General features: G+C 31.9%; 20 protein-coding genes. 11 read left to right on the top strand and 9 right to left on the bottom strand.

All coding sequences use genetic code 11. The features are described 5' to 3' along the window. Positions 1-114: 114 nt before the first annotated feature. Positions 115-1,017 carry a branched-chain amino acid transaminase gene (locus AAGD39_RS00800; protein ID WP_341756763.1) on the bottom strand — a complete coding sequence of 301 codons (903 nt, stop codon included), beginning with the start codon at positions 1,015-1,017 and terminating at the stop codon, positions 115-117. 52 nt (positions 1,018-1,069) lie between these two features. On the opposite strand from AAGD39_RS00800, the gene AAGD39_RS00805 reads away from it, so the two are divergent. The 7 genes from AAGD39_RS00805 (at position 1,070) to AAGD39_RS00835 (ending at position 8,219) form a co-directional block, all read left to right on the top strand. Beyond that, on the top strand, positions 1,070-1,750 hold the full coding sequence (locus AAGD39_RS00805) for a response regulator transcription factor (protein WP_341756764.1): 681 nt from the start codon (positions 1,070-1,072) through the stop codon (positions 1,748-1,750). Continuing rightward, positions 1,734-3,032 carry a sensor histidine kinase gene (locus AAGD39_RS00810; protein ID WP_341756765.1) on the top strand — a complete coding sequence of 433 codons (1,299 nt, stop codon included), beginning with the start codon at positions 1,734-1,736 and terminating at the stop codon, positions 3,030-3,032. The genes AAGD39_RS00805 and AAGD39_RS00810 overlap by 17 nt, the downstream gene beginning before the upstream one ends. Positions 3,033-3,517: 485 nt before the next feature. Continuing rightward, a complete protein-coding gene (gene uppS / locus AAGD39_RS00815) occupies positions 3,518-4,207 on the top strand; it encodes a polyprenyl diphosphate synthase (RefSeq protein ID WP_341756766.1) in 690 nt (229 codons plus the stop codon). Then, the gene (locus AAGD39_RS00820) at positions 4,167-4,877 is read left to right on the top strand and encodes a phosphatidate cytidylyltransferase (protein ID WP_341756767.1); all 711 of its coding nucleotides are present in this window, start codon (positions 4,167-4,169) and stop codon (positions 4,875-4,877) included. Before uppS ends, AAGD39_RS00820 begins: the two co-directional genes overlap by 41 nt. Beyond that, on the top strand, positions 4,855-5,172 hold the full coding sequence (locus AAGD39_RS00825; protein ID WP_341756768.1) for an FtsB family cell division protein: 318 nt from the start codon (positions 4,855-4,857) through the stop codon (positions 5,170-5,172). The genes AAGD39_RS00820 and AAGD39_RS00825 overlap by 23 nt, the downstream gene beginning before the upstream one ends. Before the next feature lie 117 nt (positions 5,173-5,289). After that, a complete protein-coding gene (locus tag AAGD39_RS00830) occupies positions 5,290-5,823 on the top strand; it encodes a ribonuclease D (protein WP_375359847.1) in 534 nt (177 codons plus the stop codon). Positions 5,824-6,143: 320 nt separating this feature from the next. Continuing rightward, complete coding sequence (locus tag AAGD39_RS00835) at positions 6,144-8,219, top strand: ATP-dependent DNA helicase RecG (protein WP_341756769.1); 2,076 nt, start codon at positions 6,144-6,146, stop codon at positions 8,217-8,219. 419 nt (positions 8,220-8,638) lie between these two features. On the opposite strand, the gene AAGD39_RS00840 is transcribed toward AAGD39_RS00835, so the two are convergent. The 4 genes from AAGD39_RS00840 to AAGD39_RS00855 all read right to left on the bottom strand — a co-directional run bounded on the left by AAGD39_RS00840 (position 8,639) and on the right by AAGD39_RS00855 (position 13,460). Beyond that, the gene (locus tag AAGD39_RS00840; protein ID WP_341756770.1) at positions 8,639-10,168 is read right to left on the bottom strand and encodes an HlyD family type I secretion periplasmic adaptor subunit; all 1,530 of its coding nucleotides are present in this window, start codon (positions 10,166-10,168) and stop codon (positions 8,639-8,641) included. 11 nt (positions 10,169-10,179) lie between these two features. Then, a complete protein-coding gene (locus tag AAGD39_RS00845; protein ID WP_341756771.1) occupies positions 10,180-11,937 on the bottom strand; it encodes a type I secretion system permease/ATPase in 1,758 nt (585 codons plus the stop codon). A 320-nt stretch (positions 11,938-12,257) separates the two neighbouring features. Beyond that, positions 12,258-12,728 (bottom strand): thioredoxin-dependent thiol peroxidase, encoded by a 471-nt coding sequence (gene bcp, locus AAGD39_RS00850; RefSeq protein ID WP_341756772.1) that lies wholly within the window; start codon positions 12,726-12,728, stop codon positions 12,258-12,260. Between the two features lie 21 nt (positions 12,729-12,749). Beyond that, positions 12,750-13,460, bottom strand: a complete 711-nt coding sequence (locus tag AAGD39_RS00855) for an SURF1 family protein (RefSeq protein ID WP_341756773.1) — start codon at positions 13,458-13,460, stop codon at positions 12,750-12,752. Between the two features lie 782 nt (positions 13,461-14,242). Between AAGD39_RS00855 and ctrA the strand changes: the two genes are divergently transcribed. The 4 genes from ctrA to recF all read left to right on the top strand — a co-directional run bounded on the left by ctrA (position 14,243) and on the right by recF (position 17,504). Continuing rightward, the gene (gene ctrA, locus AAGD39_RS00860) at positions 14,243-14,947 is read left to right on the top strand and encodes a response regulator transcription factor CtrA (protein WP_341756774.1); all 705 of its coding nucleotides are present in this window, start codon (positions 14,243-14,245) and stop codon (positions 14,945-14,947) included. A gap of 238 nt (positions 14,948-15,185) precedes the next feature. Then, positions 15,186-15,536, top strand: a complete 351-nt coding sequence (locus AAGD39_RS00865) for a hypothetical protein (protein ID WP_341756775.1) — start codon at positions 15,186-15,188, stop codon at positions 15,534-15,536. 217 nt (positions 15,537-15,753) lie between these two features. Beyond that, entirely contained in the window at positions 15,754-16,422 is a 669-nt protein-coding gene (locus AAGD39_RS00870; protein WP_341756776.1) for a DUF5394 family protein, read from the top strand. After that, positions 16,422-17,504: a DNA replication/repair protein RecF gene (gene recF / locus AAGD39_RS00875; protein ID WP_341757194.1), complete on the top strand. Its 1,083-nt coding sequence runs from the start codon at positions 16,422-16,424 to the stop codon at positions 17,502-17,504. The genes AAGD39_RS00870 and recF overlap by 1 nt, the downstream gene beginning before the upstream one ends. Positions 17,505-17,522: 18 nt before the next feature. On the opposite strand, the gene AAGD39_RS00880 is transcribed toward recF, so the two are convergent. The 4 genes from AAGD39_RS00880 to AAGD39_RS00895 all read right to left on the bottom strand — a co-directional run bounded on the left by AAGD39_RS00880 (position 17,523) and on the right by AAGD39_RS00895 (position 20,616). Beyond that, positions 17,523-18,560 carry a hypothetical protein gene (locus AAGD39_RS00880; protein WP_341756777.1) on the bottom strand — a complete coding sequence of 346 codons (1,038 nt, stop codon included), beginning with the start codon at positions 18,558-18,560 and terminating at the stop codon, positions 17,523-17,525. A gap of 433 nt (positions 18,561-18,993) precedes the next feature. Further along, entirely contained in the window at positions 18,994-19,434 is a 441-nt protein-coding gene (gene dut, locus AAGD39_RS00885; protein WP_341756778.1) for a dUTP diphosphatase, read from the bottom strand. Between the two features lie 223 nt (positions 19,435-19,657). Then, positions 19,658-19,897, bottom strand: a complete 240-nt coding sequence (gene yidD, locus AAGD39_RS00890) for a membrane protein insertion efficiency factor YidD (RefSeq protein ID WP_341756779.1) — start codon at positions 19,895-19,897, stop codon at positions 19,658-19,660. 107 nt (positions 19,898-20,004) lie between these two features. Continuing rightward, positions 20,005-20,616 carry an NADH-quinone oxidoreductase subunit C gene (locus AAGD39_RS00895; protein ID WP_375359790.1) on the bottom strand — a complete coding sequence of 204 codons (612 nt, stop codon included), beginning with the start codon at positions 20,614-20,616 and terminating at the stop codon, positions 20,005-20,007. Between the last annotated feature and the right edge of the window lies 1 nt (position 20,617).

Raw genomic sequence — 20,617 nt, forward strand, 5'->3', positions numbered from 1 at the left:
TTTCAGGAACTTGCAACATCCTATGTCTAGATCCTGAAACAAGTTCAGGATGACCTCGCGTCCTTCAGGATGACTCTAATGCCTAAGTTCTGTAAACCTAGATTATATCATTATTTATTTGTACACTAAGTCTTTATATTCTTTTTTTAGCAAATTAGTAATTTTATTATCTTCAAAGATAATATTTTGATCACCAAGGTTAATCGATTTAATCCCCTTAACTTCAGCAGCTGTACCAGTCATAAAACATTCATTGAACTCCCCTACCCTTTCTAAAGTTATATGCTCTTCTGTAACTTTAAGATTTAACTCCTTAGCAAGTTTAATAATTGTTTGACGTGTTATGCCATTTAAGAAACTATCAGCTATCGGTGTAAATAATTGCTCACCTTTAACAAAAAAGATATTTGTCGTAGTACATTCAGCAATATACCCCCGCCAATCTAATAAAACTGCATCATCGTAACCCAAAAACTTGGCTTCTTTCTGACATACTATCATCATATTATAATGTCCTGATGATTTACATTGTGGTGGCAACGAGTTTGGATGACATTTCCGCCAACGAGCAATATGGACATTTAAATCACTAGAATATCTAGGAGTTGATGGAACAGCAGCAATTAATAAATTAACCGATAAATTTGTATTAGTCAGATTAAGAGATTCACTACCAAACCAAATTAATGGACGAATATAAGCATCTTTAATATTATTCTTTGTTATAAGTAGCTGGTGAGCTTTTATAATATCTTCAAAACTATATGGTACTTCTATACTTAAAGCTCTTGCCGACTCTATCAAACGTTGGGTATGTTCTTCTAATTTGAAAATTTTGCCATCATAGGCTTTTTCTCCTTCAAAAACTCCACCAGAATAATGTAAACTATGAGTAAGAGCGTGTATTTTAGATTCCTGCCAATCAATAAATCGACCATTAATCCAAATATAACCTGATAGTTGATTAAGATTTTTAAACGGCTTTTCAGTTAATATATTTTCTTGTATTATTGTCATTGTCAATGGTCCGTTATTAAACTATAGTAATTTTATCACCGAAATTTTATTTATGCAAAGCTCGAAACCTCACATTCTTGTAGTTGATGATGATACTAGAATACAAAAACTTTTAAAACAGTTTTTGCATAAAAATGGCTTTTTAGTATCAACAACGCATTCTGTCGAGGGAGCTGAGGAATTATTAAAATCTTCTATTTATGACTTAATTATTTTAGATGTCATGTTACCCAATGTTACAGGACTTGATTTTGCTAAAACTATCAGAGCTACTAAAGACCTTGTACCAATTGTTATGCTAACTGCCTTGTCAGAACCAAATGATCGCATCAAGGGCTTAGAAGCTGGAGCCTCAGATTATCTAACTAAACCTTTCGAACCAAAAGAATTATTACTAAGAATCAATAATTTATTAAATAGCTACAACAATTATAAAAAACAAGATAAAATCAAACGATTAGGTAATAATTATTATAATTTCGAGTCAAAGGAATTTATAAAAAATAATCAACTTGTACCATTAAGCTCTACAGAACAAAAATTGCTAGAAGTATTATTAAAAAACATTGGGCAAGAAATGAAACGTGATGAGTTATCAAAAATAATGGGGGGTCTTAGCCCTCGTTCCATCGACGTACAAATTGTCAGAATAAGAAGTAAGATTGAAGATGATCCTAAAGAACCCAAATATCTAAAAACCATTAGGAATAGCGGATATGCTATCTATACATAAATTGATACCACAAACATTACTGGCTAGATTTGTACTCATTATCATCGTTCCGACATTAATAGGACAAATTCTAGCAGTATTTTTGTTCTATGATCGTCACTGGTATAATGTTTCTTACTATACTAGTAATATTATTGCTAATGAGATTATTTCCCTTCTTGAAAAAGACGATAATAATCTATTAGAAAAAAATACTGTAGCAACAAATTATTTAAATTTATCATATCAGTTTTATCAAGAATTAAGCTTACCACCCACACAACCTAGGATTAGTGAAGAATTAGAGATTTTTAAAAATATTATTAACGTAAAAATTAATAAAAATAATATAGTAAAACTTAATGATACAGGAAAAATTGAAGTACTATTCCAATTAACCGATGGTTTAATAAAAATAACTTTCCCAGCAAAATTGTTGATGAATCCAACGGCTTATATTTTTGTCTTATGGTTAATTTTTTTAACTATTTTGCTACTATCTGTTTCCTTAATCTTCTCTAAAAACCAAATTAAATCTATTTTAATTCTGGCAGATGCTGCCGATCAATTTGGGCAAGGGATCACCAAATTACAAACATTCAAACCTTCTGGGGCAAAAGAAATAAAAAAGGCTGGCATTGCTTTTCTTAAAATGAAAGAACGAATTGAAAAACAAATTAGCAAAAGAACTAGAATGCTTGCTATGATTTCGCATGATTTATGTACTCCCTTGACTAGAATGAAGTTACAGTTAGAGTTAATGAAAGAATCTGAGGAAACAGAAGGGCTTAGAGAGGATATAGTTGCTATACAACAAATGATAAAATCATATCTCGACTTTGCTAGAGGGGAAAATGGAGAAGAAGCTCAAATAATCGAATTATCTTCTTGGATATCAAATATCATAAATAAATGGTCTATGACCAATATTGAACTTATTGCAACAGAGCTAGTAGAAGCAGAAATTAAACCTATCAACTTTGAACGTGCAATATCTAACATAATAAATAATGCGATAAAATATTCCACAAAAACAAAAATTACTATATGTTCCAGCTCTACTAATGTCATAATAAAGATTGAAGATAATGGTATTGGCATAAAGGATGAAGAGAAGTTATTAGTATTTAAAGCATTTTATCGTTCAGATAAGTCACGTTCGCTTAATAATTCAGGGAATGTTGGACTTGGTCTTGCTATTACTAAAGAAATAATTATTGATCATGGTGGTACAATATCTTTGCAGGATAGTAAAACTTTAGGCGGTTTATTGGTTAGAATTTCACTACCTATAGCTAACTAGAAAGGATTTTAGCTAGATAATGTTTGTTGTTAAGTCGGCACTGTCATCCTGAATTTATTTCAGGATCTAGAAAACCAAGGTCATCTTGAACTGGTTTCAGTATCTGTATACACTTAACAAGATCCTGAAATAAATTCAGGATGACTTCTGACTGAAGCGAGTTCAGGATGACTTAAATAACTCACCTTACGCACGGTATTTAAAAGTCATAGGAAAAACAGTCCGGCGTCATTGCGAGGAGCTACTTTAGTAGCGACGAAGCAATCTAAATGAAGTGGATTGCCACGACCACTCCCGTGGTTTCGCAATGACGAAAAGGTTGTTACCCAAACGTCATTGCGAGGAGGCGTGAGCCGACGAAGTAATAAAAGCAACCAAAAATGGATTGATTCGTTGCCACTAAAGTGACTCCTCGCAATGACATTTAGGAACTTATAACAATATTAAAAACTTATTCGGACTAGCTATATAATACAAAAGTAAATATGAGTACAATCAACAAAGTAAATCATTTAGCTATCATCATGGACGGTAATGCTAGGTGGAGATTAGAGAAAGGCTTACCTAGATTTGAAGGACATAGAGTAGGTGCTGATAGAGTAAAAAAATTATTACCAGATTTTATAGAACTTAATATACCTTACGTTACACTTTATACTTTTTCATCAGAGAATTGGCGTAGATCAAAGACTGAAATCACATTTTTACTAAAATTACTACGTTATTACCTAAAAAATGAAACTGCATCACTACACAAGAACGGAGTCAAAATAAAAATTATTGGTAGATTGGATATGTTAGACACTACGTTACAAAAACAAATTCATGATGCTGTGGAATTAACAAAACATAATAATAAAATAACTCTTTGTTTTGCTTTTAGCTATGGCGGACGGGCGGAGATTGTTGATGCATGCCAAAAAATCATCAATTCTGGTAAAACAGAAATTAGCGAGCATGAGTTTACTAACTATCTGTACGATCCGGAAATGCCTGATGTAGATTTGTTAATTCGTACTGGGAAGACATATAGGATTAGTAATTTTTTACTATGGCAAGCTGCATATGCTGAACTATATTTTTTACCTAAATATTGGCCTGACTTTGACAAACAAGATCTATTGGACGTATTAGATGATTACTCTAAAAGGAAGAGGAATTTTGGTGGTAGGTAAAAAAAAGTCTAATATAGCGATTAGGATATTATCAGCCTTAGTAATAGGACCAGTATTTATTATAGCGATAATGTTTATTAAGTCGTTATTTTACATACTGATGATATTAATTGCCATAGGTATGTCATATGAATGGTATCAAATGACCAAATCGTCTTTTTTTTATGGATTACTTGGCTTTATTATTATTCCCATTCCTATTATATCTTTAGTAATAATTGCTACTGAGGATAAAAATCGGTGGCTATTATTACTCTATTTTACTATAATATGGTCAGTTGATGTATTTGCGATGATTGGCGGGAAAAATATAGGAGGAACTAAACTTGCTCCTAAGATTAGTCCTAACAAAACTTGCAGCGGCTTGATCACAGGAGTATTAGCTAGCGGGATTACGGCATTTTTATTAAGTTTGATGCCAGGGTTTGACTTGCCAACTTACTATTTGTTAAACAAACGGTACTTAATTATAGCAGCTTTTTGTTTTTCACTAATAGCACAAATGAGCGATTTATTTATTTCATATTTCAAACGCAAATTTGCTATAAAAGATACTGGCACTATAATACCAGGCCATGGTGGCGTTTTAGACCGATTCGACAGCCTAATTCTCACCGCCCCAATATTATTTTTATTATTAAAATATTATGAATTATCAATATTTTGTTGATGTAGTTAAAAGATTCAAAATTATAATATTTAATGTATTGCTTTCTTTATTATTAGCTTATTTTATTTTCCACTCTATTTATGGTAATAGGGGAATTATTGCTTATTTTACATTAAATCAACGACTAGAGAAAACTTACAGTGAACTAGAAACCTTAAGGGCAGAACGTGTTGAACTTGAACATAAAGTAAAACTACTTAGACCAGAATCTCTAGATAAAGATATGCTTGACCAAGAGGCAAGAAGAGTTTTAGGGGTAGCTTCCTCAACAGAACAAGTTTTTACCATAAAATAGTACGGTAAACAAACCTATACAAGAAATTAGGAGGTTATTATTAGCATTATAGTTTTTCACAATGATCTTCCAGAAAATTTTAATATTGTGGGAGACCTAGCAATTGATACAGAAACGATGGGATTAAAAGTACACAGGGATAGGTTATGCCTTCTGCAAATGAGCAATGGTGATGGTAATGCTTACTTAGTAAACTTTATTGACAAGAACTACGCAGCCCCTAATTTAAAGAAATTGTTACTTGATAAAAATCGCTGTAAAATATTTCACTATGCTCGATTTGATTTAGCAGCAATAAAGAAATATCTTGAAATTGATTTAGAGAATATCTTCTGCACCAAAATATCTTCTAAACTGGTCAGAACCTATACTGATTCCCACGGTTTAAAAGATTTATGCCGTGAACTACTCTCAGTACAGATTTCTAAACAACAACAATCTTCCTATTGGGGAAGAAATGAGCTGACAGAAGAACAAAAAGAATATGCCGCCAAAGATGTTCTTTATTTACATCAACTTCGTGCTATCTTACAAGAGAGATTAGTCGTCGAGAATAGATTAGACATTGCAGAGCAAATTTTTAAATTCTTACCTACTAGGGCTAATTTGGATATGATCGGTTGGAACGATATCGATATTTTTATGCACTAATCTCTAGGTTGTTGTGTACGGAAGGTATAACTAACCTAATTAGCATTTAGCCAAATTCACAGATGTCATGCGAGGAGCTACTTTAGTAGCGACGAAGCAATCTAGGAAAGTGATGATATTTGAATTGCTTTGTTTGGGCTTCTCGTACCTCCTTGCAATGACCAATTGTATGCACATACATCATTGCAAAACCACGTGAGTGTAGTGGCAATCCATTACTCATTAGATTGGATTGCTTCGTAGTTCTTATGCACTACTCGCAATGACATTAGTTTGCTGTGAATAAATACTAATCGGATTAGCTATATAGTAATACTAATATGTTAACTATCAGTAAGTTTTTGTTCTTACCAATTAAATCACATATCAACGTTAGTGATAATATAATTAATGGACTTAAAAGATTGGGGATAGTCAATTTAAGAGATTTGCTATTTTACCGCCCTACTTCTTACCAAGTTAAAACAATTTCACCTAATTTATCTTTACTGAAAAATGGACAATTAATTCAAACTGAAATAACAATTGAAGAAGTTCTTGTTCCTAAGAGTAGAAGGCAACCTTTGAAAATCCTAGGATATAATGAAACTGGTTCTATTTTGCTGGTATTTTTTAATAAACCACCTTATTTTCTGCTAAATAAACTTACAATAGGCAGTAAGCATATAGTTGAAGGCAAGGTACAAGTATTTTCTAGCTTAGCTCAAATAGCCCACCCAATATTTATTTTTGATAAAAAACTTACCAACTCCATAGAACCAATTTATCCTTTGACTTATGGAATAATTAATAAGCAGCTTTATTCCTATATAATAAAGGGGCTTGATTTGTTTGAGAAAGAGTGTGACAACATCCCTGAAAATTTTCAAGAAGTAAAGGAGTATACTAAATCATTATTAAAAGATTTAAAAACCATCCATTTATATCAGGGGGACTCAAGAGATTTAGAAGAATTACAAACTCAAGCCTTAAGACGATTAGCAGAAAAAGAGCTGTTTGCTAATCAGCTCTCATTGCAACATCTCCGCCAACAAACAAAATTAAAACAAGGTAATTCATTTACGGGGTCCAGTCATCTACAACAATCAATAGTTAAGACATTAGGATTTGAGCTGACATATGACCAAAAAAAAGTAATAGAAGAAATTGAAAAGGATCAATTATCCCCTACAGAAATGATGCGTTTACTGCAAGGTGATGTGGGGTCTGGTAAAACCTTGGTCGCTTTATTAACAATGGTCAATGTAGTATACCATAAATTTCAAGCCGCACTAATGGCCCCTACCGATTTATTAGCAAACCAGCATTACCAATTCTTCGTTAAAGCCTTAAGTGAAACCGGAATAAGACTTGGTTTACTTACCGGAAAAATATCTAGCAAAGAACGTAACAAACTGTTATCAGAGCTAGAAAACGGAGATATTGATATATTAATTGGCACTCATGCCTTATTTCAAGAAAAAGTAAATTTTAAAAATTTAGGTTATGTCGTCATTGATGAGCAACATAAATTTGGTGTACAACAACGACTAGATTTAATTAACAAAGCCTCGCATCCAGATGTTTTAGTAATGACAGCCACCCCTATTCCTAGAAGCCTTACTTTGACCATGTTTGGAGATATGGATATTTCTAAACTTGCCAATAAGCCAAAAAATCGACTACCCATTATTACTAGCATCTTACCAAAGACAAAACTAAATAATGTAATATCAGTTCTGGATAAAAAGCTGACATCTGAAGAAAAAATTTACTGGATATGCCCCCTTATCGATCAAAATGATGAAGAGCTAATAACACAAACAAAAAATACTGAGCTAACCGACATCAATACCAGACTTATTACCATTGAAAATGCCTATCCTAACATGGCAGGCATTATACATGGTAAAATGAAAAATGAACAAAAAGATATGATTATGCAACAATTTAAGAATGGTAATATTAAAATCTTGGTTGCTACAACTGTAATCGAAGTGGGTATCGATGTACCAGATGCAACCTTAATAGTAATTGAAAATGCCGAACAGTTTGGTTTAGCTCAGTTGCATCAGATAAGAGGTAGAGTTGGACGTGGAATGTTGCAATCTCATTGTATCCTTCTATATGATCCTCAAAAATTAAGTATATTTGCAAAATCTAGATTTGAAGTAATGAGAAATAGTAATGATGGTTTTTATATAGCTGAGCAAGACCTACTGTTAAGAGGTAGTGGAGAAATATTAGGCACAAAGCAAAGTGGTGAAATAAGATTCTTTTTTGCCGATTTATCTAGAGACTTAGACCTTTTGACTAAAGCTAATAAATTAGCAGAAGAAAGTTCAAACAATCATTCAGAATTTTCTCCACTTCAAATAAAATTATTTACTAAAGTAGAATTTAATGAATTAAACTAAAGAATCAAAAAGTGTGTATAAAGAACCATATATTTTTTATTTTGTAGTGAAAGTGTAATTCGACATAATATACCAATTTAAGGAAAAAAAACTGATTTTTAAGTGTCATTACGAGGAATCGCTTTAGGCGAAGAAGCAAACCAAAAGACCAGAAGTTGATTGCTTCGTCATGCTTACACATTTCTCGCAATGACCCTTGTGTAGCATAATACCTTATAATTTTTTGCTATTTTTGCGATAGAGTAAAAAACGTAGGGTATTATGCAACTTATGTTCCGTGGTTATGCTACAAAAACTTTGGAAAACCATAAGGTTTTTGACAAAATAAGGTAAAAATCTTATGGATTTTGATGTAATTTTTGATCACGAACATGTATCATCTCTTATGTCTATAGCCTTTTTGACGGAGCGACTAATTATCATTTTTCTTTAAACGCTCTGAACATACTATCAGTAATAGGATCAAGTAAATATCTTAGAAGAGTTCTTGTGCCAGTGACAATTTGAACTTCCACCTGCATACCAGGATGTAGTTCTAATTTTCTAGCTTTTGCAATCTTATTAAATTCATCCATATCAATCTCAATTATAGCAATGTAAAAAGTCTCTGGACCTTGTTGCATTTGGTTTCTGTCTTGTACAGTATCAGGAGATATTCTAACTACTTTACCGGTAAATAATGGCGTTGTTCTAGACTTAAAAGCACTAAAACGAATTTTTGCTAACAAACCTTCATGCACAGAATCTATGTTCTTCTGTGGAACTCTTGCCTCTATTATCAAAGTATCATTAGTTGGAGAAATTTCTACAATCGGAACACCTGGAGCAATTACTCCGCCTATTGTATGAAAGTTCAATACATTTATAATACCATCAACTGGGGATTTAACAACTGTACGACTCAAGGAGTCTTTATAAGCGGTAAACTGCTCTTTTAGATGAGATACTTGCCCCTGTGCTTCTTTTAGTTCAGTCAGTGTTTTCTCTGTATATTTATTCTGTAAGTTAATAATACTAATTTCACTTTCTGTGATTGCATGCTTAGTACCAGCAATTTCAGTGTCTGTCATAGCTATTTCACTTTTAAAATTTGCTTCCCTAGATTCAAGTTCCAATAGAGCAGCTTTTTGAGCAAAGCCCTTCTCATGCAAAGTATGCATTGCTTTTAAACGATCCTTAGCAACTTCTAAACTTTTCATATAAGCAATTTTTTTAGCTTGCAGTCCTTCTATTTTTTTATTTAATTGTTCGATCCTTTGATGCAAAGCATTTTTCTCACTTTTATACACTTCTTTTTTGGAGTAAAATAAACTTTCTTGAGTATGTATAACCCTTGCTACTTCAGGTAGATTTATGGCTTCTGTTAATAATTTTGGAAACTCAATCTTATCTTGATTATCTCTCTCAGCAATCAAACGACTTTCTGTTGCCAAAGCGTGCCTATATTGGCTTAAAGTAATTTCGTACTGCGATTTGATCTTTGTATCTTCTAACTCTATTAATTTATCGCCTATCTTAACTTTATCGCCTTGTTTAATAAAAATATTAGCTATAATTCCACCCTCTTGGTGGTTAATTATCTTCTTATTACTATATGTTACCAATACACCTGATGCTCCAGCCGCACTATCAAGAGGGGCACAACTCCCCCATATTCCTCCAACTAAAACAAAGAAGATTATTATATATATCCCAAAAAGAATTGGAGTTCTAGCAGTCTGTACTACATCATTGCGATCAACATCATTATTTTTGGTAACAAAATTGATAAAACGATCAAGATAATACAATGTATTTTGAATTGTCTTAGAAAGACTTACTATTATCTTTTGTGATAAAATACCTCCTTTTGTTTTTTTCGTGGATACCAAATCATTTTGTAACGACAACAGTTGTTTAAGTTGCTCCGCGGTAAATGTTGGTTTATTATTATTTGGCTTTTCTTCCATATGTTTAAAACTTATTCGTTAATGTGAATTACACCGCTTTGTAACAATTTAATTCGATTTTGCATTTCTTCTTGAGTACCATAAAGAGCTACTGCCCCATCTTGTAATACCAAAATCTTATCTACCACTGATAGTACAGAAGGTCTATGAGATATAACAACTACAGCAATCCCCCTAGATTTTGCTTGCTTTAAAGAGTTTGATAGAGCTATTTCACCTGCCTCATCAAGATTAGCATTAGGTTCATCTAAAATAATTAGTTTAGGGTTACCGTAAAATGCTCTAGCAAGACCAACACGTTGCCTTTGTCCACCAGAGAGATTAGAGCCAGCTGTTCCAATATCTGAATCGTAACCATCTGGTAGTCTTAATACCATTTCATGAGCTCCAGCAATTTTAGCAGCCTCAATTACTTTTTCTGGATCAGCATTTTCAGCCATCCTAGCTATATTCTGCTTTATACTACCACTAAATAATTCTATCCCTTGTGGCAAATATCCTACATGATTACCAAAATTTTCTCTATTCCAAGAATAAACTTCACCACTGTCAAGTCTAACAGTTCCTGACGATGCTTTCCATACACCGACTAGTATTTTAGCTAAGGTTGACTTGCCTGCAGCAGAAGGCCCTATAATTGCTAATATTTCACTAGGCTGAACGGCAAAGGACACTCCCTTTAAAATATATCTTGGTACAGGTGGTTGTGGCATATATGGAGGGACTGGAAGTAAATAATAAATATTTTCTACAGTTAAATGTCCTTCAACATTTGGAATTGGCATCGCTTCTTCTCTTGATTTATATGAAGCAAATAACTGATTGATATTTTTATAAGATTTTATAGAACTACTCATACTCTTCCATAGCTCAATAGCATTATCGAAAGGAGCTAAAGCTCTGCCAACTATAATAGAACTCATAATCATACCACCAGTAGTCATCTCTCTTCCTGAAGTACTAACAACAACATATGCACCAATGCCAGTTACAAGCATTTGCATAATATTACGAATAAATCTAGAAAAATTAGAGATAGCACCATTGCGATAGCTGGCAACTGATTGCTTTTCCAAAGCAGCAATATTAAATTGGTGCCAATTCGCCGTAACGTTTTTCATCATGCCCATAGCTTCTACAACTTCTGAATTCCTATTGGCAATGTCAGCTTGAGTCATACCCTTTATGGAGAATTCAGTAGCTTCACCAAGAGTTCTATTAGTTGCAGCAGCATTAAAAAAAGCAGTAGATACGATAATAATAGCACCAGCTAATGTTAAAATTCCAATATATGGGTGAATTAAGAAAATCACTATTATATAGATAACACTCCAAGGAGCATCAAATAAAGTATTAATACCGGTACTAGTTACAAAAGTTTTTATTGTTTGGAAATCACGAAGTAATTGACTAGCACCAGTATTAGTACGGGTTGCAGCAGCTGAAATAGAGTGACCAAAAATTACAGGAGCAACTGTTTTATCCAACCACTCACCAACTTTAATTAAGGTGAACGATCTTGCAATTTGTAATAACCCATAAATAAAATAGATTGTACCGATAATAATGGATAACCACATTAATGTCCATGTGTTACCACTTCCTATAACTCGATCAAGAACTTGTAAGGAATAAAGAGGCGTTATCAACATTAACAAGTTAATAACAAACGCAAAACCAAAAACTATCCAAAAAGCAATTTTACACTTTTCAAGAGCATTATTTAGAGGGTTTGCTACTTGAGTTGCTAATGCACTATTATTTTTCATATTACCATTATTATATTAATATTATTTTACTACATGAGTTAGTAAAAATTATATTATTTGCAATATTTTCTAAATTCGGAATTATATATGCAATAAATATATATATCAACTTCTTTATTAGATTTAAAGTACGGAAGTAATAATAAATAAATTATTCCTATCTAAAAATTTGTTGTTTTAGTAGCAATAAAACAGCCAAACACTTTCACCAGAAGACAGTAGGAGATAACTGATTAATTAGTTATCTCCTACTGTCTCCTAAGTTCTGTGAACAAAATTTTAATTGTTTATTGATAAACTCGTATTCAGCATGCAAAAAATCATGGTTGGTGAGCCTTCACCTGATTTAATACATCTTCAGCATGTCTAGCCACCTGCACTTTTGACCAAATATGAACTATCTTACCTTTTTTGTCTATTAAAAAAGTAGTTCGCTCAACCCCCATATATTTCTTACCAAACATCGATTTTTCCACCCAAACTCCATATTTCTCGCAAGTATCAGAATTAGAGTCTGATGCAAGATCAAAATCCAAACAATATTTCTTCTTAAATTTATCATGAGAGTCTAAGTTGTCTTTTGATACACCAACAATGATAGCATTCATCTTTTCAAATTCTGCCTTTAATTTATTAAAATCACCTGCTTCAATAGTACAGCCTGGTGTATCATCTTTCGGATAAAAATATAACACAACAAACTTGCCTGATAAATCTGACAAATTCATTTTAATATCTTCACCTATTGACATGGTGAAATTTGGTGCAATATCGCCTACTTTTAATATCATAACAACCCCTTTATTTAATTTTTAATTTCTTTTAGGCAAATGATAAATCACAAACATTACTGCTAATGAAATTGCTAATGTAAACCAAGTAATAGCATATTCTAAATGATTATTTCTAACATTCAACAGATTGTTAATTGACAAGCTTTGAAGAATATCAGATCGGTTATTGTTACCTTCCATAATTAAATAAAAATTCTCTAATGTCAAACCAAGAATATCAGACGCTTGAATTAAATCCAAGGTAAACCAAACATTATTTTTAACATCATTACCTAAGACAAACAGCTTGGTTTTCTCACTAGGGAGAATTACACCAGTAATTTCTGTAGAATCATTCACTACATTATCAATATTTTTCTTATACTTCCCAGCAAACCATCCTTGTGCCACTAAGATTATCTTATTACCATCGGTTTGAAAAGGGCTAATTAAATAATAGCCATCTTTTTCAGTAGACATTGATTTGCGTCCATAAAGATGCAAATTCTTACCAGCCAAAAAATGCCCTTTCATTTTCACTTTAGCATATAATTTATCTACACTAAGTGTTTTTATATCAATAGGAGGATTATTAAGGTTATTTTTTATTGAATTTAAAAATAATTCTTTTTCCTGCAATCTAACAATTTGCCAAAACCCCAGTGATAAGAGGATTATAAACGCTAATATAATAAGCAATAAAGGTAATAACTGCACTTGGCACTTAGAAATTTTTAGAGTTTTGGACACTATAACTTCTTCATTATTTCTAGTAGTGATTCTATAGTAGCCGGTTATCCCTGTCTATTGCCAAATAGCGACATATTTTGGATTGCCTCGTCACTACTATAAGTAGTTTATAGTTAATAGACGCCAAGCTGTTTTCTCTATAACTTTTAAATTTCATGCGTAAATAGTAAATAATTTATATAAAATCCTTACGTCATTATTTATGATTATAACAATAATCTACAATTGTCTATACTAAATTTTAATAAAATTACAACTAACGTGATTGCAAAAATCATAACAAACGTCTACAATGAAATGATCGTTTAAACTTACTATTTATAATGTAATACTTTATTATTTTTAGTTTATCTACTTTAGGTTATATGGAGGTTTCTAATTAAAATTATAGTTTGTTTAAGAAAAACTATAATTCATGATAAATTTAATGATAAACTTTGCTTATTTAACAATCTCTACTGATTTGTGAGATATTCAAGAACAAAAATTTATTATAATGGAAAAAGTTAGTAATAACGATCTTATTGTAGTATCTAATATTTTAACTGCTTTCTAGGTCAGTTCTATGGCTAAAACCTTCTTGGAAGAAGTGTAAGTAATATTTTATTTAATTAGGTGCTATGAACATTTATCTTTGAATATATGCAAATTTAGGATAATTTAAGTTATCCTAAATTCTGTTATTCTAATAAAATTACTTGCTCTTATAAAGATAAAATGAGAACATAGCGTGTAATAAAAAGTAAGTTAATAAAGAAAAATTTATTAAGGAGAAAGATGTAATGAGGGTGCTGTTAGTAGAAGATAATAGTGACATAGCTAGCTCTATTGAATTAACGTTAGCTTCAGAAGGAATTATTTGTGAAGTGGTAGAGTTTGGTGCAGAGGGGATAGAAATAGCTAAAGTTTACAATTATGATTTAATTATTTTAGACCTTATGCTGCCAGATATTAGCGGATTTGAGGTCCTGCTGAGATTACGTTCCGCTAAAGTAAAAACACCTATATTGATTTTATCGGGTCTTACTACAGTTGATCAAAAAATTAAAGGTCTTACATGTGGGGCAGATGATTATATCACAAAACCATTTAACCGCGAAGAGTTAATTGCTCGTATTTATGCAATTGTTCGTCGTTCTAAAGGACACTCTGAGTCAGTGGTTAGGTTTGACAAGGTAAGTATTCATCTTGATACCAGAATTGTAGAAGTTGATGGCAAAAAGGTCCATTTAACAAACAAGGAATATGCTATTTTAGAATTGTTGGTATTGCGTAGGGGAACGGTATTGAATAAGGAGATGTTCTTAGATCATCTGTATAGTAGTGTTGATGAACCAGAGATTAAAATTATAGACGTATTTGTCTGCAAATTACGCAAGAAGTTGGCTGATGCTGCTGGTGGTACAAACTACATTGATACAGTATGGGGACGTGGTTACATGTTAAAAGAATATGATGAACAAGAACCAATATTGCATCATTTTTAAGGAGAAGTTATAGCTACCTGAATAACATTAAGCCAAATTTACGGTCATTGCGAGGAGCTACTTTAGTAGCGACGAAGCAATCTAATGAATATGGGTTGCCACAACCACTACGTGGTTTCGCTAATAGCGTCTTGTACTTTTCTGCAGTTTTTAAATTGTTATGGGGGTTATGCGTAAGGTGAGATACTAATCTGGTTAGCTGTATTAGACTTCCTGTATAAGTCAAAGATAGAATATTATGATACCTAGCACTATAGAATTAACCGGTAAAGTTTATATTAAATATGTTGATTCGATAACGAAGTTAAAAGTCGGGGATATTAAGCTTTTGTTGAATGATGACGCATTAAGTGTTAATAAAGGAGATTATGGGAATTTAAAGTCAAGTGGTTATATTAAAGCCAAAATTTTTGATGGACTTGTTTGGCAGAACATTAGTATAAGTGAATTATGTACAGAAAAAGAATATAAATTCACCAAAAGACAAAAAGCTATTGATACAGCCTTATTATGCAAAACTATAATTGAAGAGCGTCAAGGAGTCATGTTGTATAGAACTTATAGAGGACACTTTACTACTCAAGAATAGGCGTGGTATAGGCTAGATGATGCACACAAAATTCTTCAACGTTATTAAGAGGAAACCGTAAGGCGACGAAGCAGTCCACAAAAAGTATAGTTATAATTAAGTAATTTGGATTGCCGTGTCACCACTAAAGTAGCTCCTCGCAATGATGTTTAACTAAAAGATGTATGCATCTCACTAATTACTATGTGCATCGTCTAGGTAAATAGGAGGCTAATAAATGGAAGAAGACAACAAAAAACCAAAGGACTCTAGAAAGTTAGCAGACCAAATTAAGGATGCGTTAGTAGGTATCACTAATGAGGATGAACTTAGCTCCGATGAGGCGATGGAAATTTTCAATGAGTTAAGTGCAAACGATGCTTTCGAACAAGAGATAGAACAAATATTAGCTTGTCTTAATGAGCAAACAATGGATCTGACAAAATTACAGACACAGATTATCATATTAATACAAAAATATTTGGGCAAACTCAATAATAAGAAATTAAATCTTAAAATTGATGAAAAACTTATCAGTAAGAATATTGCTGAAGTAAGTAGTTACTTGATGCAACAACATTCGCTATTGGTAAAAGAAGCTAACCGAGGGTTGATAAAATCAAAAGATAATTTACAAGGTATAAGCAAGCAATCTAGATTGGAAGCAAGACGTTTAGTTAAAAATTTTGCTTTATATCAAGTTTATAAGTTTATGAATCCTAAAAGAATAGCTGGAGAAACAAAAAAAGAAAATTTTGCTTATAATATGATTAAAGGCGGGATAGATTTAGCCAAACAATATGAAGGCGGATCAAAAAGTGATGTCAAATCATATTCTCCAGAATTTATCAAAAAATTAAACCAGGCTCATCAGAAATTTAAGAGTGGTGGGAAGACAATTTATTGATTAATAACATTTACTTACAAAAATTAAAACTACTAAATTACCGTAATTTTCAGGATTTAGAGATTAACACTGGTAATAACCCTATTATATTAATAGGAGAAAATGGTAGTGGCAAAACTAACATTCTAGAATCAATATCACTATTTTCACCTGGTAGAGGTTTAAGATCAGCCAAATTAGATGATATTTGTCAAAGAGGGGTAGATCATTGTTCGGTTTATGGGCTATTGCATAGTAAACTTGGCTTAGCTGAAATTTTAACAAATGTAAAACGTCAATCTAATAGGCGATTTACAGAGTTTAACGGTGTTAAAATACAAAATAATGAACTGAGCAAGTTTTCTGCTATGGTTTGGCTTACTCCCCAAATGGATGGTATTTTTTCTTCCGGTATTAGTGATAGACGTAAATTCTTTGACAGGATTGTTTATAATTTTAACCCATCTCATGCAGAAATAGTTACTAAATATGAATATTATATGCATGAACGCAGTAAAATCCTATTACAAGAGCAAGTTGATACAAATTGGCTTGGAGTAATTGAGGAAAAAATGGCAGAATTATCGGTTGAGATCGCTATTAACAGGTTGAAAATTTTAGAACATATTCAAAAAACTATTGATGATTTGGATAATGAGTTCCCTAAAGCTATTTTATCAATTAATGGAGTTGTAGAAGAAAAAATATCAAAAAATTATGCTATAGATATTGATTTTATAAAAAAAGAATTAGTGGGATGTCGTATTCGTGATAGAATGTCTAATCGTACTAATTTTGGAGTTCATAAAAGTGATTTTATAGTTATTCATAAAGAAAAAAATGCCCTAACTAAACACTGTTCTACCGGTGAACAGAAGGCTGTGCTCATTGCAATAATACTTGCCCAAGTTAATTATGCTATTAAAGAAAATATCGCTATGCCTATTTTACTGTTAGATGAGGTTTTTGTCCATCTTGATAAAAAAAGGAGAGAATATTTGATTGATCTTTTTCTAGAATTAGGATTACAACTATGGGTAACTGCCACTGACTTAAATGGTATAGAGTCTTTAACAAAAAAAGCAGAGTTAATAAAATTATAGAGTATAATTAAATTTTTCTTATTTAATTTTTAGGCAATGCTTTAAAATTTGATCGCGGCGTTCTAATATAGCATTGAGATAAGAATTATTTAAAAAATCAGAACCTTTCGCTGCTATAAAAATTTTCCTAAGAGTAGGTAAGTCTAAATTTTTTATAGCTTTTATAGTGTCGTTATAACATTGCTTTGGATAAGATATTATAAAACTTTTATCAAATGCATGATACTGACGCCATATGCTATTTTGATAAATAACAAATCTAAGAGGTTGGTTATAAGACTTAAAGCTTTTATAAAACGTATAAGGTACTTGATTTTTTAATCTTTGTTTTAGATTTTCTTCATTAGGTATATCAATGGTCTCGGCTTTATCAAAAGGAAATGGTTTATCATAATCATTGGTATTTAGCTTGTCACTATATAACACTCTAACAAAAGGTAGCTCTCCAAGTTTAACGTGTTGGCGATTACGAATACCAGAATTATCTATTGCAATAAAATATGTTTTCTTAGGATCCTTAAATATCAACAAATTATGTGGTCCAGAATCCCATTGTCCGAAAATGAAGTAAAAAGTTTGTAGGTTATTTTGATCGAGTATGGAAACCTCTTGCAGAGCTTTTTCATACTCTCCAGGTGCTAAAGGATCAATTTCAGTATCAATGTATAGTTGCAAGGAGCCTGTCATACCATTGATTTTACGCATCACTGTTGGAGGAACATAAGGAAAGCCTAAAACTAGAGAAGCTTGATAGGCTGCTACTTCAGATTGGGCATCTCCCAAATCATCTGCTGGTAAATTTTTAAAGACAGCTTTTACCTGATTGTCTAAAGTAACTAAATAAACTTCTCCACCAAATTCTATTTTCTTGCCTTCTTCCATGAGAAATTCTTGCATAGGTTTGATATGGTGTACTTTAGATGTTTTAAGCAATTTTGAAATTTCGACTTTTCTCCATGTTTCCGGATGGTTAAATGGGCTGGCATATACAAAATGTGTAGTTAACAATGATAGAATTAAATAATAGCTGAGCAAGAATATTCTAAAAACTTTCATAATTTTATTATTTTAAACCTCAATTCGATATAAGAATTAATAATTTTTATATCGAATTGGCTTTGTTATAAGGAAAAATGCATTTTTGAAACGATTCTTCGAATGTATTTTAACTGATTTACGGTAATAATCTTATTTTTATATAGTATAAAAATAAGATTATTATCAAACTAATATTTAACAATGAGGGGGCAAACCGCTTTAATCCTGATTGTTTCTATTGTGGCTCGCGATGACAGTTGTTCGTTCTTATAACCTAGACACTTATATCTTTAAATTATGATATAAGTGTCTAGCACTACAGTTATAGACTGAATAAATTATAGAAAATTTGAGGGTTTTCTTTACAATATGGTTTCTAGTTTTTGAAATCTACAACTGTAGTGTTAGGTTCATTGCTACAGCATAATTTCCTATACTGAAAAAGCATAACTTAAAATTTTCCAGTCGAACCAAATCCACCAAACCCTCTAGGTGTTTCATCTAACACATCCACCTCATCCCATAATATCTGTTCATATCTAGCAACAACCATCTGAGCAATTTTCATGCCACGTTCAATTACAAAATCTTTCTTAGCATGATTAATTAAAATTACCTTTATCTCTCCACGATAGTCAGCATCAATTGTACCAGGCGAGTTTAGTACGGTAATATAATGCTTTAGTGCTAAACCTGATCTTGGTCTGATTTGAGCTTCTAAATGACTAGGCAATGCTATACAAATTCCCGTGGGTACCAAATTTGCTTCTTGTGGTTTTATAGTTATTGGAGCAATATTTGCTGCTATTAGATCCATACCAGAACTATGCTGGGTAGCATAACTAGGCAACATATCTACAGAATGTTCTAATCTTTTAACTTTAATGTTCATAAATATGATATTTTTTTAATTATATTGATCAGGTTGATTAATTAAACTTCAGCTTTACTTAACTATAACACTTTAGAAACATTAACAGAACCTACCATTGGTGTTATAAATTTTGATATTTGATAGTATAGAAGATTGTATTATTTGTCAATTTACAAAATAAATATATACTAACCATGGCGATTAGAGAGTAGACGTAATAGTTACCACTTAGGTCTACTCTCTAATCGTCCTGTTCTATCTGATTAGGCACATGGTCACATCCCCCATGACAAAAAGGATTACACCTTATTATTCTCTTAATAAACAACCATAATCCTTTAATATTGCCATGTATCATTATTGCCGACTTAGCATATTCTGAACATGATGGATAAAAACGGCAATTGACACCAAGTAGGGGAGAGATAAAAAATTGATAAAACCAAATAAATATAAGTAATAAATTAAAGCGATGTTTCATTTTGATTATGTTTACCTAAAAATATGTTATAGCTAAAAACTCCTTGGCAATTATTTGATTATCCATAGATTTACGAAATATTTTATCATGTTTTGGTCTGTCTGAAATCATATATGTTTATTTGCTTTCTCATCCCCAGGTAATACATAATTCGGCCCTTTCCAACCTGATGAAAAATCAAATTCTCTATATGGCTGATCAAGTTTAACTGGCTCATATACTACTTTTGCCAGAGTATCATCATATTTAACTTGCACGTAACCAGTTAATGGAAAATCTTTTCTAAGAGGGTGTCCAACAAAATCATAATCTGTTAGAATACGACGAATATCATGACTCCCAGCAAAATTCACTCCAAACATATCATATGCTTCACGTTCATACCAGCAAGCAGCACTAAAGATTTTGGTAACTGAAGGAATTATATCATTTTCTCCAACCTCAACTTTAACTAATATACGTTTATTTAATTTAAGACTTAGTAAATTATATACCACTTCAAACCGTCTAGAACGGTTCAAGAAATCGGCAGCAAACAAATCTGTCAACACAGTAAAACGTAAATCCTCAGATTGCTTAATTAACGATAAAAATGATACCAGACTTTCTATAGTAGATTTATATGCAGAAAAATGTATATTTGAACCATTTAACTGTACAGGTAATACAGTTATCTCAAGTCCTTGATTTTTTATTAAATTATCAATAATCGCTTCCATA

The organism is Candidatus Tisiphia endosymbiont of Nemotelus nigrinus (assembly GCF_964026475.1).
Classification (GTDB): domain Bacteria; phylum Pseudomonadota; class Alphaproteobacteria; order Rickettsiales; family Rickettsiaceae; genus Tisiphia.